Raw genomic sequence first — 14,051 nt, 5'->3', positions numbered from 1 at the left:
GGCTTCATGATGGGGTGTTTTGCCCCTGTTTCTTGAAAAACAGGGGCAAAATGCCTAGCTCAACAGGCTCTCTATGTCTTCTTTGGTGAGGCGCTTGATTACGGCCTCGTCAGTGGAGATGAGGTCAGAGACCATTTGCAGTTTCTTATCTTGCAGGGCCAGGATCTTCTCTTCTACGCTGTTCTTGGTGATGAACTTGTAGGTGAAGACGGTGTTCTGCTGCCCAATACGGTGCGCCCGGTCTACGGCCTGGGCCTCTACGGCGGGGTTCCACCAGGGGTCCAGAATGAAGACGTAGTCCGCGGCGGTAAGGTTGAGGCCCACCCCGCCGGCTTTCAGGGAGATCAGGAAGACCGGCAGCTTGGGGTCGTTCTGGAAATTGGCTACCTGCGCCTGGCGGTCTTTGGTAGAACCGTCTAGGTAGGCGTATTTGATCTTGCGCTCATCCAGGGCTTCCCGCACAATATCCAGATGTTTTACGAACTGGCTGAAGATAAGCACCTTGTGGCCCTCACTCACCACGTTTCTGGTCAGGCGCAGGACTTCGCCCAGTTTGCCAGACTCCGCTTCTGAGGCGGGATCTGCCATGCGGGGGTGATTGGCGATCTGCCGCAGCTTCATGAGGCCCTGCAAAAGCATGAACTGCGACTTGCCGGTGCCCTGCTCCTCTATGTTCTTCAGGATCTTGTTGCGGTAGTAAGACTTGGTTTCCTCGTAGGCGTGCTCCTGCTCCTCGGTCATCTTGCAGAAGGTGACGTGCTCAATCTTCTCGGGCAGCTCTTTGGCTACCTGGCTCTTGTGCCGGCGCAGGATAAAGGGCTTGATGAGGGCGTGCAGGCGCTTGGTCTTCTGTTCGTCTTTCAGCTTCTCAATGGGCCGCAGGAACTCCTTCTTGAAGAAGTTCTGGGTGCCCAGCAACCCGGGGTTAATGAAGGACATCTGGCTCCACAAATCCAGGGTGCTGTTTTCTACAGGCGTACCCGTCAAGATAAGCCGGTGCTTAGACTTGAGCTCCCGCATGCTGATAGACGTGTTGGAGTTGGGGTTCTTGATGGCCTGGCTCTCATCCAGAATCACGTAGTCAAACATGTACTTCTTCAGAATCTCGGAGTCAAGGCGCACAATGCCATAAGACGTAAGAATCAGGTCATAGTGCTTGAACTGCGCTACGCTTTTGTTCCGGTACGTGCCGGTGTAGGTGAGAATGCGCAGTTGGGGCGTGAATTTCTGGGCCTCGGCGAGCCAGTTGTACACCAAAGAGGTAGGCATCACCAGCAACGAGGCTGTCTGCGCGCCATTCTCTTTGCGGTGCTGCAGCATGGCCAGCGTCTGCACGGTTTTCCCCAGGCCCATGTCATCTGCCAAGCACCCGCCAAAGTGGTATTCCTGCACAAAATGGAGCCAGTTGTAGCCTGCTTTCTGGTAAGGCCGCAGTTCCCCTTTGAAACCGGCAGGCAACGGTTTGTCTTCCACGGCCTCAAATTCGCGCAGCTTCTCCAGCTTCCGGCTCATGGTCACGTGCGCCAGGTTGCCGTTCTGCAGATCACTCACCAAAGAAAGGTGGTGCTTGCGCAGCTTCAACTCGTCATCACCCTCAGAGAAGGCGAACAGCTCCAGGTACTGAGTAAACCATTCCTCGGGAATAATAGCGATCTGGCCGTTGGGTAATTTATACTCGCGGCGTTTGGTGAGGATGTGGTTGCGCAGCTTGATGAAGGGAATCTCATAAGTGCCAAACCGCACGGTGCCGTAAATGTCAAACCAGTCATTGGTCTCCGTGATGCCCACGTTCACGCTGGTCTCGCCAATAAAGTAATTCTTCTCTGACTGGCTCTGCTTGAGGGTGAAGCCCAGTTCTTCCAGAGCCCTGGCGTAGCTGTTGAGCCACCCAAACGCCTGGTGCTTGTCCATGACCGCTTTGCCGTTCCTGATCTCCAGGCCACGGCTGGAAAGCTCGCGCAGGAAGAAGGTTTCGCGGTCCAGGTCTCGGTGCAGCCGGTGGAACACGTAAGAATCCGGGGTTTTCTCAACGCTCACGCTGATCTTCCGGGACTCCTGGGTGCCTACGGTATAGGTGCCGTATTTGAAATTCAGCTGGAAAACAATTTTGTCGCCCTCAGACGGCGGGGTGATTTCTTCCTCATCGTCTTCCCCGGCGGTGGCAAAAAGGGCCGGGGTGGGCTCCGTGACCAACAGTTCTGAGAACTGCAGCTGCGGCTCCGGCACAAAGCGCTCTGACTTGATCTCGAAGCCTTTGGCATACACGTCAAACTGCTCTACCAAAGGCGCCACGAACTTGCGGTAATAGCTTTCCTCTACGTTTCGGGGTACCACAATGAACCTCTTGTTGAGGAAGGGTTGCAGTTTCTTGCCGTCTACCTGCTTCTCAAAGCTATAGAGCACATCATTCAGAAGCAGCCACGCGGGTTCTTTGCACACCAGCACCGCATTCTGGTACTGGAACTCCAGCTTTTCGCCTTTGTATTTGAGGGTGGGGAAATAGTGGGTGTTGTCATCGTTCCTTCTGAAATGGAACAGCACGGTGGCTTTCTCAGAGGCCATTTTAAGGCGCTTCCAGGTAGGCTCACCGTCTTTGCCCATCACAAACACCATCTTGTCTTGCAGCAGCTCCATGATCCTGGCCATGCGGCTCTGCACGTAGTGCTCAATGTTCTCCTGAAGCGGCTTGTCTCCCTTGACGGGATCATAGGTCTTGAAGAAGAAGTCAGCGAGGGTGGTTTTCTTCACCGAGAACTTCTTGAGCACCGCATCTTGCTGAATCTGGTCCATGAGCTCAATGAGCTGGAAATCCGTTTCATTGAGCCGGGAAGAGAACTCTTCTGCGTTTTTAGTGGAGATGTTCTGGTGCTGGAGGGTGAGCTGGCGCTTGGAGTTGACCTGCACCACAAAAGACTGAAACAAATAGCCTAGATATTCATGCTCACAGAGAGAATAAATAATTTGAAAAGGCTGTGTGGTGTATACTTTCATGGCCAATGCGTCCTATCCCAATATTGAAAGTACAACAAAATCTTTTTCTCACCGAAGGAAATGACATAAAATTTCCCTCAAAATGAAATATTTAACATATAGAGGGGCGTTTTCCTGCCACTTTTTAAAAATCTACCGCAAAAATTGGCTTAAAAAGCAAAAGACAGGTAGTATACCGGGGTACACCTGCGCCAGGGCTATTTCATGGAAAAGAAGCCGGAAAAGCAGTCTACAGATTCTCTCTGATAGAGAGGGCCGCCGCTTTGCGGGCTGGCCTGATGGACACCAGCAGCGTGATAAGGATAATGGCTACGGCGGTGAGCAGGAAATCAATGGGGCGCATGAGAACCGGGTACGCCTCTACCACCGAGGTGCTCATCCCCATAGACACCCACCCGAACGTCTGTTGCAACCAGCAGATGGAGAACCCCACTACCAGGCCCACTACAGCCCCTGAGAAGGCCACAATGGCGCCTTCCAGCAGGAATACCCGCCTGATGGTGGCCGGGTCTGCCCCCAACGACGACAGAATGGCGATGTCTTTCTGCTTGTCCAGCACCAGCATGGAGAGCGAGAAGAAAATGTTGATGGAGGCAATGAGCAGCACAAAGGTGAAGGTGACAAAAACGAAGAGCTTCTCTACTTTCACGGCGCGCAGCAGGCTCACGTGCTGCTCCTCGCTGTTCTGCACCTTGAAGCCCGGGCCTAGTACGTCTTGCAGCGCGGCCTTGACCTGGTCAATGTCTTTGGCCTGTTTTGCCTTGATCTCAAGGGACGTGCGTTTGTTGCCGTAGCTCAACAGTTCCTCGGCGAAGGCCAGGGGCACAAACACGTACTGGTCATCATACTGGCGCTCAATGGCGAAGATGCCCCCCGCCTGGATACCTAACTGCCGGAAAGCGTTCTCTGGGTTGATGATGGTTTTCTTGCCGGCCTTGGGGTACAGGAACTGCAGCGGCGAAAAGGGGTTCTCTGGCCTGATGGAGAGTTGGTACTGCACGCCGCGGCCAATGAGGGCAAACTGCTTGCCGTCGCGGATGAGGCGGTAATCCCCGTCCACAATAGCGGAGTCAATCTGGTTCTGCTGGAAGAAGTTGTCGCTCACGCCCTTCACCTTCACCACCATCTGGCGGTCATTGTAGCGGAGCAGGGCGTTGTCTTCAATGACCTCGGTGAGCAAGGCCACGCCCGGGGTTTTCCGGAGGCGGTCCAAAAGCTGGGCGTTGGTCTCAAAGGACTTGCCCTCTACGGTGGTGATCTTGATCTCAGGGTCAAACTTGCCGTACAGGGACCGTATCAGGTCTTCCAGGCCGTTGAACACCGAGAGCACCACAATGAGGGCCATGGTGCCCACCCCCACGCCAATCATGGCAATGATGGAGATGATATTGATGATGTTGCGCTTCTTCTTGGAGAAAAAGTACCGCCGGGCGATAAAAAGGGCAACATTCATTTACGTGGGAATGAGTGAATAAGGGATGGACCAGGGTGCCAGAGGGGAGATTTCGCTTTCCCCGTTCAGGTCACCTTTACTGTTCTCAGGCAGAAGGGTTCTGTTTTCTGCCCAAGAAAGCCCGAATCTACGTCTTTTTAGAGGTTATCCCAAGCTTATCGTTCATTCGCGGCCCGTTGGGCAACGGGCTTGCGCATGCAGATGCTGTTTTCTATGTTCTCATACTGCCCAAAGTTGGGGATCACCTGGTAGCCGCTTTTGGTGTACAGCGTGATGGCCTCTGGCTGTGCTTTGCCGGTTTCCAGAATCAGGGAGGCATAGCCCAGTTCTGCCGCCCACTGCTCCAGTTCTGCCAGAACTATCCTGGCAATTCCCTGCCCCCGAAACTCAGGTAGCACAAACATGCGCTTTACTTCCAAGGTATCTGATGAATACGCTTTAATGGCACCGCAGCCTACTGCCAATTGGTTGTCATAAGCTACCACCACGTGCCTTATGGCATTGATTTTATTAAACTGGGCGTAAAACGAATGGTCATCTCCGTCCCTTACGTGAAGATCAGCGTCTAAAAGGGAAACAAGCTCTACAAAATTATGATTGGTTGAATCTGTTCTGACTAACTCTATCATATGCATGGAATAGCTACTGGTGACAAGTATCTTTCCGGTGAAGGTAGCTGTTCTTGTGAGATTGTCAAAGTGCAAATAATGAGACCGTTCTGAGGCTGGTTTTTTAAAGCTAGCGGTAATTCTAAAACCTTCTCTCCTCTTCTTTGGTGCAGCGCCCCCAAGAGAGCGCCTGAGGTTGGAAAATACCTTTACGCTAGGCCTGAGCAGCTATTTGCAGCCTTCCAATGCCGTTTTCTTTCCCTTTGTGGCTAACCGTTATTCCAGAAGAAAGATCAGTCTGCCGTAGCCGGAACCAGGAGCGGTAACTGCATAATATTTTATCTGGCTGCTAGATTCTTCAGCCGTGGCGTACGTGTGGCTGGCAATCACTAATTGCTTAGTGTTTTTATCGAATAAGGAACGGCCTAGGTAAAAGGCTGGCGGCGGCTGCATTTTATGGGACCCTGCCGTGTGGTCAATGTTCCGTTGGCGCTGTAGGTATCATCTCTTTGACAGGTTGCCACCAAATCATAGCCAACCTATCTGCGGGGCTTGTCGCCACATGTTTATCCAATAAAGCACGTCTCCAGGTCTTGGATGGCAATAGGTTGCTGGGTCTACCTTCCTTCTCCCTGCAGGAGCAAACCAGAGCAAAGGCAGAAAGTAAAGTAACAAAAAACGCTGGCTGTCCATTATCTTGATTTTTACCAAAGATGAAGGGCAACCAGCGTTTTTGTTTGAAGGGATTTCCTCTATTTCCAGGCTTTCACAATCAGACCCGTGCCGGTAGCGTGTTTGCCGTGGGTGTCTAACCAGTTCAGCACCAGGCAGAACGGGTACACCAATAGGTAGTAAAATGGTAAAATAAGAAAGAACAGCTTGGTGGTGCCCAACATGAGAATAGGATATTTCATGCTCAGGCGCCAGGAGATTTTGCCTGGGGTACCGTAGGAGTAATGCGCCTGGGTACGGCTAAAGCCGGCGCTCTTCAGTTTCTGCTGAATTTCCTGGATGTTGTAGCCATCACGCACGTGCTCTTCAATGAAAGAGCTTTCCTCGTCGCCGTGCACGTCTGATCCGCCCTGGTCTGAGGGGGTGGAGATCAGCAGCATGCCACCCGGCCGCATAGAGGCGTGGAAGTTCCTGAACACCTCCACGTCTTCCAGAATATGCTCCATCACGTCTACAGACAGCACCAGGTCAAAGGCAGGCTGCGGCTCCTGGTAGGTGACCAGGTCCTCCTTCCGGAACATCACGTTGTGGCGCCCAATCTTCTGGAAGAAGTTGGCGCAGTCAGCGATCTGCTCGTCTTTCACGTCTACGGCCAGAATGCGCCATTTGTCGCTCATGCCAGAGAGGTAGTAGCTGTATTGGCCAAAGCCTGAGCCGGCGTCCAGGATCTGCACGGGCTGCTGGCGTTTGCCTTTGGCCCAGGCCCGCAGTTCCTTGTGGATGTGCCACGTGCGCAGCAGAAGCAGGTCTAGGAGGTGGTAGAAGAGCTTGCGTAGGAAAGGCGTCTTGTTGAACGCCTCCCCCAGAACGCGTTTGATGGGGTCGTACTGCATGGGTGGGTCTAGTGGCTGGCTTGCGTGACGGGAAGTGGAAAAGGGCCCTTGAGATTAACGCTCTTCGGCGTCTTCCTCCGTATCTTCTCCGTCTTCATCAGATAAATAATAATCTTCCTCGGTACGGAAAGGGTTGGTAGGGTCTTCCTTTGATTCTGAGGGAATGTCCAGCCCGGCGATGATCTTGTCCATCTTGGCGGCGTACTCAGCGGTGTCATCCAGATAAAAGATCAACTCAGGAATCACGCGCACCTGGTTCTTGATGCGCTTGGCCAGTTCATGCCGAATGGTCTTAGTGTGGACCTTGATCTCATTGAGCATGTCGCGCCCGTTAGGGTTGAGCAACAGGCTCAAATGTACTTTGGCCACGCCCAGATCTGGTGATACGGCTACTCCGCTCACGGATATATAGCTGCTCTGAAACAAGTGCGAAACGTCGCGCTGAAAGATCTCAGCAAGTTCCTTTTGAATCAGGCGGGCGAATTTTTGTTGGCGTTTACTTTCCATGGTTCAGCAAATATCGTATTAATTTCACATTTTTACCCCACAAACCGCCGTCCTCTTTGCCATTGGGCCAGAGAGAAGGCTAAGCCGCGCATTGCTTGATACGATTCTTCCGCAGTTTGTTTCCGTCCAGGTGGGTGGTGTTGGTACTGCTGTTTCTCCTCATCCGGCTTCCGTTGCTCATTTTTGGGCTTCCTACCACGCTTTCTGAGTTGCACCACCTGCTGCTTGGCGAGCGCCTGCACCAGGGTTTCACGCTGTACCAAGATGTGTATGACACCACGGCCCCGCTTTCTGCGGCGGTGTACTGGTTCCTGGATATGGTGGCGCCCCGGTCTGTGCTGGCGCACCGGTTGCTGGCCACGTTTCTGATAGGCTACCAGGCGTTTTTGCTGAATTCTATTTTTAACCGAAACCAGGTACACCCCTTCAAGTCTTACGTGCCGGCCTTGCTGTTCCTGCTGTTTGGCAGTATCTTCTTTGAGTTGGATGTGCTCTCTCCCCTGCTGCTGGGCCACACGTTTGTTCTCTTGGCGGTATTCAGCCTCACGGCCATCTCCAAAGAAGCCTCCAACGCGGGCCGCCTGTTCAAGGCGGGCTTCATGCTGGGGCTGGCTGCCCTATGCTACCTGCCGCTGGTGTGGTTTCTGGTGCTGGGCTTCTTTGCCATCATCTATTTTGCCTCGGGGGCCTTCCGCAGCACGCTCTTAATGCTCACGGGGCTGGTGTTCCCGTTTACGGTGTTGCTGACCTATTTCCTGTACCAGAACTCGTTGGGGCCGTTCCTGGAGCTGGGCCTGACGTGGTCCTGGCAGTTTTCCTTTGACTTTGGCCTGCCGCTGAGCCAGGTGTTGACCGTGGCCGCGCTGCCCCTGGGCTTTCTGGTGCTGTCTTTCCTGAGTTTGCCCTTGGTGACGCTGGGGCTGAACTACCAGGCGCGGTTCCTGCAGTTTATGCTCATCTGGGCCATTGTGGTGGTGTTGGTACTCATTAGTGGGCACGATGGCTCTGTGAAAGGCCTGGTGCTGCTGTTGCCCCTGCTCGCCTACTTTGGGATCTTCCTGTTCAGTTGGTGGGGGAACCGCCTCTGGATAGCCGAACTTCTTTTCCTAGTGGTGGTGGCGGGCGTGATGGCCATGCGGTTCAACCCCTTGGGGCTGGTGTATCCGGCCCTCCAGATTGAGCCGGAGCGGGTGCAGGTGAAAGACCACCCCAAATACCGGCAGATACAAGGGGAACGGTTACTGGTTTTAGGCCCCGATTTGAATTATTACCAGCAAAACAGCCTGGGCTCACCGTACCTGCGCTGGGATTTAGCAAAACCCTATTTTGGCCGACTGAACTATTATGAAGCCCTGTTCACCATCATGCAGGATTTGCGCAAAGACCCTCCTACCTATATTGTAGACCAGCAGAACCTCATGCCTGAGCTGCAATACAAGCTGCCCACCGTGTTCCAGCGGTATGAAAAGGTAGAGAACGGACCCTTTTACCGCCGCGTCCGGTAAGAAGTGCGGCTGTTTTAGGCTTGCTTTCTGAAAAAGAGGCACAAATCTGATAATCTCTATCCTTGTGATTTACTGGTATTGAAAGTAGTAGGAAAGGAAGAAATTGGCAGGAAGGTGATCGAGATCAGCCCCGTGGCGGTGGTCCCGTAGAGACAAGGCATGCCTTGTCTTCCCACGCATTCCTACCTTTACCCCATTCCTTCAGCCGGTCTGACCCTGAGAAGCCATTCCCCCTCTAAATATGACATCGCAAACCTAATTCCAGGGGCTGGGAAGAACTCCAACACCTATAAGATAAGCCGCCACGGAAGGGATAACAAGGGAAGAAAAGAGCCACACGTACTAGCAAAGACGCCTGCCAACCAGAAATTGCGAGGTACGGAAATAGCTTCCGCGCCATAGGAAGATCAGTGGAGTGCTCACAACTTTGCTGCTTGGGGCTGAGAAAAAAAAAGCTGAAAAGGGAAGAAAAAAAGCGTTTCAGGCCAGTTTTTGGTAAAACAGTCCTGAAACGCTTGAGAATGTTTAGGTGAACTAAGCTGATCTGGGTGGGCTGTTACCAGCTGGAACCAGCCCCGCCGCCACCGAAGCCGCCGCCACCGAAGCCTCCGAAACCGCCTCCGCCGCCGAAGCCACCCCCTCCGCCACCAAAGATGCCGCGTCCGCCGGAGAAGTCCCCGAAGATCACTGGTGGGAAGAAAGGTCCGCCCAGGGTACGCATGCCCCGGCGGCCACCTCTTCCGCCACCACCGCGCCGACTAATGATGAAGATGAGGATCATGATGCCAATGACAATCCAGAGAATCGGGATTCCTCCTTCTTCCTTGCCCTGGCGCTGCTGGCGGGGATCTGCCTTGTATTCGCCTCTGGCCACATCAATGATGAAGCTGGTGCCTTTGTCTAACCCTGAATAGTAGTCACCTTTCTGGTACTCGGGTTTGATGGTGTACTCCGTGATGCGTTTGGCAATAGCGTCTGGCACCACGCCTTCCATGCCGTAACCGGTGGCAATGAATACGCGCCGCTCGTTGACCGCGGTGAGGATCAAGATGCCGTTGTTTTTGCCTTGCTGGCCTATGCCCCACTGCTCGGCTAGCTTGAAAGCATAATCTGAGATGTCATAGCCGCCAATAGAGGTGATGTTGACAATGGCAATCTGGGTGGAGGTGCTGTCATTGTAGTTGACTAGTTTCTGCTCCAGGGCCTGCTCCTGCTCTGGCGAGAGAATATTGGCCAGGTCATTGACCAGGCGCGGCGGGGATGGGCGCGGCGGGAAATCCTGCGCCAGCCCTAGTCCTGCCCAAAGCAATAATACCCCCAGAAGCCAGATTGATTTTCTCATTTATTTTTGATTCTCGTCCAGGGTTGAGCCAAAGGAGATATCGTCAGACAGTTCATTGATATCCTTGTGGTCCCCGGCATATGGGAAATAATTCTTGAGCTGCTCACCCGCCATGAGAATGCCTTTCTTGAGGCCCTGGGCATATCTGCCCTCTTTGAACTCAGCGATCACAGCCTTGTTGATGTCTACCCAGAAGTCTTTGGGCACTACGGCATTGATGCCGGCATCCCCCAGAACCGCAAACTTGTGGCTCTTCATGGCTACGTAGAACAACACGCCGTTGCGAAGTTTGGTCTGGTGCATGTGCAGGTAGGCAAACACCTGGGTGGCCCGGTCCAGCACCTCGCCTTCACAGGTGTCTTCAATGTGTACCCGCACCTCGCCAGAGGTATTGCGTTCCGCTTCCTGAATGGCCTCTACAATGATGGCTTCGTCTGCTTCGGTAATGGTATCGCGGGGCATATTAAAAGAGTTCTGAGTCTTGAGTGATGAGTCCTGAGTCGTTTTTAGGAAATGCCTTTTCAGCCTGTTTTATATAAAACAGGCTGAAAAGGGCGAGGTAGAGTTAGAAGAGGCAGACCGCTAAGAGCGCAACACTATAATAGTCCTGCGTCTTTTGTCTTACGTCTTGTGTCTAAAATCTATCTAGAACTGTACCGTAGGAGCGTTCTGGGCGCCGGCATCTGCCTGGAAGTACCCTTTCTTCTCAAAGCCAAACCAGCCGGCAAAGAAGTTTCGCGGAAACGCCCTGATGTAGGTGTTGTAGTCCTGCACGGTGGTGTTGAATTTCTGCCTTTCCACCGAGATGCGGTTCTCAGTGCCTTCCAGCTGTGCCTGCAGCTCCAGGAAGTTCTGGTTTGCTTTCAGGTCTGGGTAAGCCTCCGCGGTGGCCATCAGGCGGGAGAGTGAGCCGCTCAGCTGGCTCTGGGCCGCCTGGAATTTCTCCATGTTCTCAGGGGTCAGCTGGTCGGCGTTCAGTTGGATGCTGGTGGCTTTAGCGCGCGCTTCTATGACTTGGGTAAGGGTCTCTTTCTCAAAGTTGGCGGCCCCTTTCACGGTGTTCACCAGGTTAGGCACCAAGTCGGCCCGGCGTTGGTAGGAGTTCTGCACCTGCGCCCACTGGCTGGAGACTTGTTCGTCTTTCTGCACCATGTCATTATAGCCGCAGGAGCTTTGGGAGGCCAGGATCACGAAGCCAACAAGGTAAAGCAATAGTTTTTTCATAGTTCAGGATGTTTATTCAGAATCAGGGTTGATGAGGTATGTACTTATCAGTAATGGGCAACCTCTATACGTAGTAGAGGCAGAAAATATGCGTTTTTGCCGTAAATTCCTTTAAAGGGAGCTAAAATAGGGTTTCTTGGCCCTTTCAGCCCATTGAGAAAGGCTCCACTAAAGATACAAGGTTCTGGCTGAAATATTCAAAAAACACTATCATTAATTTAGGGCAACTGCCCCAATGGGCCTTCTTGCTGGGGAGGCCTTGTGCTGAAAATCGGCAGAATTGCGTAGCTTGTGATGAAAAGCCTTCTTTAACGTAGTATGAAAGCAATCATTCCGGTGGCGGGTATGGGAGCCCGTTTGCGCCCCCACACCCACACCCAACCCAAGGCCTTGGTGCCCATTGCCGGTAAGGCCATTCTGGGGCATATCATTGAACGCTTACAGGCGGCCGGCATCACGCAGTTTGTGCTGGTGGTAGGGTATCTGGGTGAAAAGATCCTGCATTACGTGCAGCGGAAATACGCCCATGTGCAGGTTGAGTTTGTGGTGCAGCAGCCGCGCGAAGGACTGGGCCATGCCCTTTGGGCCGCCCGCGAGACCTTCCGCCATGAGAAAGACGTGCTCATTCAGCTGGGAGACACCATTGTGGATGTGGACATGCAGCAGTTCTTCTCCTCTGAGCACACCATGCTGGGCGTGAAAAACGTCAAGACCCCCTCCATGTTCGGGATTGCTGAGATGGACCGGGAGGGCTACATTACCAAGGTGATTGAGAAACCCAAAATCCCTAAGTCTAACTTCGCGCTGGTAGGCCTCTACAAGATAGCGCATCCGGCCAAGCTGGCCGAGTCTCTGGAATATATCGTGGACAACGACATCAGGACCAGAGACGAGCACCACCTCACCGATGCGCTCATGCACATGATCGTGAACGGGGAGAAAATGGTGCCCCACACGGTTGACCACTGGTTTGACTGCGGCCGCAAAGACACCTTGCTACAGGCCAACGCCACCCTTCTCAACCGCCCTGAGTTCAGGAAAGCCGAATACCCAGAGTTTCCCAATACCATCATTATTCCGCCGGTGAGCATTGGCAAAGGCGTGCAGATCTCCAACTCTATTGTGGGGCCCAACGTGGCCATTGGCGAGAGTGCCATCCTTAACTACACCATTGTGCGCAACTCTATCATCGGCGGCTACGCCGAACTGGGGTATGCCGTGCTGGAAGATTCATTGGTGGGGTCAGACTCCTCACTTAAAGGCCTGAGCCAGCGCCTCAACATTGGCGACAGCACCGAGATTGATTTCAGCAACTGATAGTCTGGACGCAAGACGCAGGACACAAGACATAAGATTTTCCCTTCTATTTTATAAAGTCTTTCGTCTTGTGTCTTATATCCTACATCTCAAATATGAACCGAATCACCCAACTCTTCAATATCCAATACCCTATCATTCAGGCGGGCATGATCTGGTGCAGCGGCTGGGAACTGGCCTCGGCGGTGAGCAATGCCGGCGGGCTGGGCCTTCTGGGCGCGGGTTCCATGTACCCCGAGATCTTGCGCGCGCACATTCAGAAATGCAAAGCCGCTACAGATAAACCATTTGGCGTGAACGTGCCCTTGCTGTACCCCGACCTGGACGAGCATTTCCGGATCATCATGGAGGAAAAGGTGCCGGTGGTGGTCACCTCAGCGGGAAACCCAAAAACCTGGACGAAGAAACTGCAGGACAACGGGGCCAAGGTGGTGCACGTGGTGAGCAACGTCAAGTTTGCCCGTAAGTGCGAAGAAGCCGGCGTAGACGCCATCGTGGCCGAAGGGTTTGAAGCCGGGGGCCACAACGGAAGGGAGGAAACCACCACGTTCTGCTTGATTCCCCTGGTGCGCCAGGCGGTGAGCCTACCGCTCATTGCGGCCGGGGGTATTGCCAACGGGGCCGGTATCTTGGGCGCCCTGGCTTTGGGGGCCGATGGCGTGCAGGTGGGCAGCCGCTTTGTGGCCAGCGTGGAGTCCAGCGCGCACCAGGCGTTCAAAGACCGGGTGGTAGCCGCCCAGGAAGGTGACACGGAGCTTTCTCTGAAACAACTCACCCCCGTGCGCCTGCTCAAAAACAAGTTCTACCAAGACGTGAAAGCCGCTGAGTTACGCGGCGCCAGCAACCTGGAGCTGGCAGAGCTTTTAGGTTCACGGCGGGCCAAACGCGGCATGTACGAAGGCGACCTGGACGAAGGCGAACTGGAGATCGGCCAGGCCGCGGCCATGGTCCAGGACATCAAGCCCGCCGGTGAGATTGTGCAGGAGATGTGGCAGGAGTTCCTGGACGCCAAAGCCCGGCTCTGCGCTGCGTGGTAAGGATGCGGAGAACAAATTAACTTTTGCGTATAGTGTAGAGTATGGCAGGCATCAAAGAATATATTACCATTGACCCGGAGACCCTGGCAGGACAACCGGTTTTCAAAGGCACCAGAGTTCCTATTGAAACCCTGTTTTCCCATTTAGAGAAAGGTATTTCTTTGAATGAATTTCTGGAAGATTTTCCTACTGTTCAGAAAGAACAGGCAGTAGCGATCCTGGGTATCGCGGAGAAGCTTTTGACTTCAAAGAACATTGAGAAGCTGTATGAGGCTGCTGCTTGATGAGAATTTGCCCAAGCGCCTGAAGCTTGACTTTACAGAGCATGAAATTTTTACTGTAAGTGATAAAGGCTGGAATGGGAAGAAGAACGAGAACTCCTCCAGCTTCTACTCCAAGAAAAATTTGGTGCGCTTCTCACGTTTGACAGGAACCTGGCCTACCAGCAGAATTTCAAGAAGTACGCCCTTCCTGTATTGGTCATACATGCCCCAGACAATAC

12 protein-coding genes are annotated in these 14,051 nt (G+C 53.3%); 4 read left to right on the top strand and 8 right to left on the bottom strand.

Annotation, left to right across the window (positions count from 1 at the left end):
* Window positions 1-54 precede the first annotated feature (54 nt).
* The 5 genes from FOE74_RS00535 to rbfA all read right to left on the bottom strand — a co-directional run bounded on the left by FOE74_RS00535 (window position 55) and on the right by rbfA (window position 7,124).
* Window positions 55-2,991 carry a DEAD/DEAH box helicase gene (locus FOE74_RS00535; protein ID WP_149096659.1) on the bottom strand — a complete coding sequence of 979 codons (2,937 nt, stop codon included), beginning with the start codon at window positions 2,989-2,991 and terminating at the stop codon, window positions 55-57.
* Window positions 2,992-3,220: 229 nt separating this feature from the next.
* Complete coding sequence (locus FOE74_RS00530) at window positions 3,221-4,444, bottom strand: ABC transporter permease (protein ID WP_149096658.1); 1,224 nt, start codon at window positions 4,442-4,444, stop codon at window positions 3,221-3,223.
* A gap of 155 nt (window positions 4,445-4,599) precedes the next feature.
* Window positions 4,600-5,073, bottom strand: a complete 474-nt coding sequence (locus FOE74_RS00525; protein WP_149096657.1) for a GNAT family N-acetyltransferase — start codon at window positions 5,071-5,073, stop codon at window positions 4,600-4,602.
* Between the two features lie 731 nt (window positions 5,074-5,804).
* Window positions 5,805-6,617 (bottom strand): class I SAM-dependent methyltransferase, encoded by an 813-nt coding sequence (locus tag FOE74_RS00520; RefSeq protein WP_149096656.1) that lies wholly within the window; start codon window positions 6,615-6,617, stop codon window positions 5,805-5,807.
* Between the two features lie 54 nt (window positions 6,618-6,671).
* Window positions 6,672-7,124: a 30S ribosome-binding factor RbfA gene (gene rbfA, locus FOE74_RS00515; RefSeq protein ID WP_149096655.1), complete on the bottom strand. Its 453-nt coding sequence runs from the start codon at window positions 7,122-7,124 to the stop codon at window positions 6,672-6,674.
* Between the two features lie 95 nt (window positions 7,125-7,219).
* Between rbfA and FOE74_RS00510 the strand changes: the two genes are divergently transcribed.
* Window positions 7,220-8,629, top strand: a complete 1,410-nt coding sequence (locus tag FOE74_RS00510) for a hypothetical protein (RefSeq protein ID WP_149096654.1) — start codon at window positions 7,220-7,222, stop codon at window positions 8,627-8,629.
* Between the two features lie 556 nt (window positions 8,630-9,185).
* On the opposite strand, the gene FOE74_RS00505 is transcribed toward FOE74_RS00510, so the two are convergent.
* The 3 genes from FOE74_RS00505 to FOE74_RS00495 all read right to left on the bottom strand — a co-directional run bounded on the left by FOE74_RS00505 (window position 9,186) and on the right by FOE74_RS00495 (window position 11,195).
* Entirely contained in the window at window positions 9,186-9,971 is a 786-nt protein-coding gene (locus FOE74_RS00505; protein ID WP_149096653.1) for a TPM domain-containing protein, read from the bottom strand.
* Window positions 9,972-10,433, bottom strand: coding sequence for a TPM domain-containing protein (locus FOE74_RS00500; protein ID WP_149096652.1), 462 nt, complete (start codon window positions 10,431-10,433; stop codon window positions 9,972-9,974).
* 183 nt (window positions 10,434-10,616) lie between these two features.
* Window positions 10,617-11,195, bottom strand: coding sequence for a LemA family protein (locus FOE74_RS00495; protein WP_149096651.1), 579 nt, complete (start codon window positions 11,193-11,195; stop codon window positions 10,617-10,619).
* 318 nt (window positions 11,196-11,513) lie between these two features.
* On the opposite strand from FOE74_RS00495, the gene FOE74_RS00490 reads away from it, so the two are divergent.
* From FOE74_RS00490 to FOE74_RS00480, 3 genes are all read left to right on the top strand, one after another.
* On the top strand, window positions 11,514-12,512 hold the full coding sequence (locus FOE74_RS00490; protein ID WP_149096650.1) for a sugar phosphate nucleotidyltransferase: 999 nt from the start codon (window positions 11,514-11,516) through the stop codon (window positions 12,510-12,512).
* Between the two features lie 95 nt (window positions 12,513-12,607).
* Window positions 12,608-13,549, top strand: coding sequence for an NAD(P)H-dependent flavin oxidoreductase (locus tag FOE74_RS00485; RefSeq protein ID WP_149096649.1), 942 nt, complete (start codon window positions 12,608-12,610; stop codon window positions 13,547-13,549).
* A gap of 41 nt (window positions 13,550-13,590) precedes the next feature.
* A complete protein-coding gene (locus tag FOE74_RS00480) occupies window positions 13,591-13,833 on the top strand; it encodes a DUF433 domain-containing protein (protein ID WP_149096648.1) in 243 nt (80 codons plus the stop codon).
* Window positions 13,834-14,051: the final 218 nt, after the last annotated feature.

The organism is Rufibacter glacialis (genome assembly GCF_008271745.1).
Lineage (GTDB): Bacteria > Bacteroidota > Bacteroidia > Cytophagales > Hymenobacteraceae > Nibribacter > Nibribacter glacialis.
The sequence above is the reverse complement of the archived record's forward strand: the minus strand, read 5'-3'. Positions and strand labels throughout refer to the sequence as shown.

Coding starts and splice junctions, on each gene's coding strand:
- FOE74_RS00535 (WP_149096659.1), bottom strand. CDS start 2,991: ATGAAAGTATACACCACACAGCCTTTTCAAATTATTTATTCTCTCTGT.
- FOE74_RS00530 (WP_149096658.1), bottom strand. CDS start 4,444: ATGAATGTTGCCCTTTTTATCGCCCGGCGGTACTTTTTCTCCAAGAAG.
- FOE74_RS00525 (WP_149096657.1), bottom strand. CDS start 5,073: ATGATAGAGTTAGTCAGAACAGATTCAACCAATCATAATTTTGTAGAG.
- FOE74_RS00520 (WP_149096656.1), bottom strand. CDS start 6,617: ATGCAGTACGACCCCATCAAACGCGTTCTGGGGGAGGCGTTCAACAAG.
- rbfA (WP_149096655.1), bottom strand. CDS start 7,124: ATGGAAAGTAAACGCCAACAAAAATTCGCCCGCCTGATTCAAAAGGAA.
- FOE74_RS00505 (WP_149096653.1), bottom strand. CDS start 9,971: ATGAGAAAATCAATCTGGCTTCTGGGGGTATTATTGCTTTGGGCAGGA.
- FOE74_RS00500 (WP_149096652.1), bottom strand. CDS start 10,433: ATGCCCCGCGATACCATTACCGAAGCAGACGAAGCCATCATTGTAGAG.
- FOE74_RS00495 (WP_149096651.1), bottom strand. CDS start 11,195: ATGAAAAAACTATTGCTTTACCTTGTTGGCTTCGTGATCCTGGCCTCC.
- FOE74_RS00490 (WP_149096650.1), top strand. CDS start 11,514: ATGAAAGCAATCATTCCGGTGGCGGGTATGGGAGCCCGTTTGCGCCCC.
- FOE74_RS00485 (WP_149096649.1), top strand. CDS start 12,608: ATGAACCGAATCACCCAACTCTTCAATATCCAATACCCTATCATTCAG.
- FOE74_RS00480 (WP_149096648.1), top strand. CDS start 13,591: ATGGCAGGCATCAAAGAATATATTACCATTGACCCGGAGACCCTGGCA.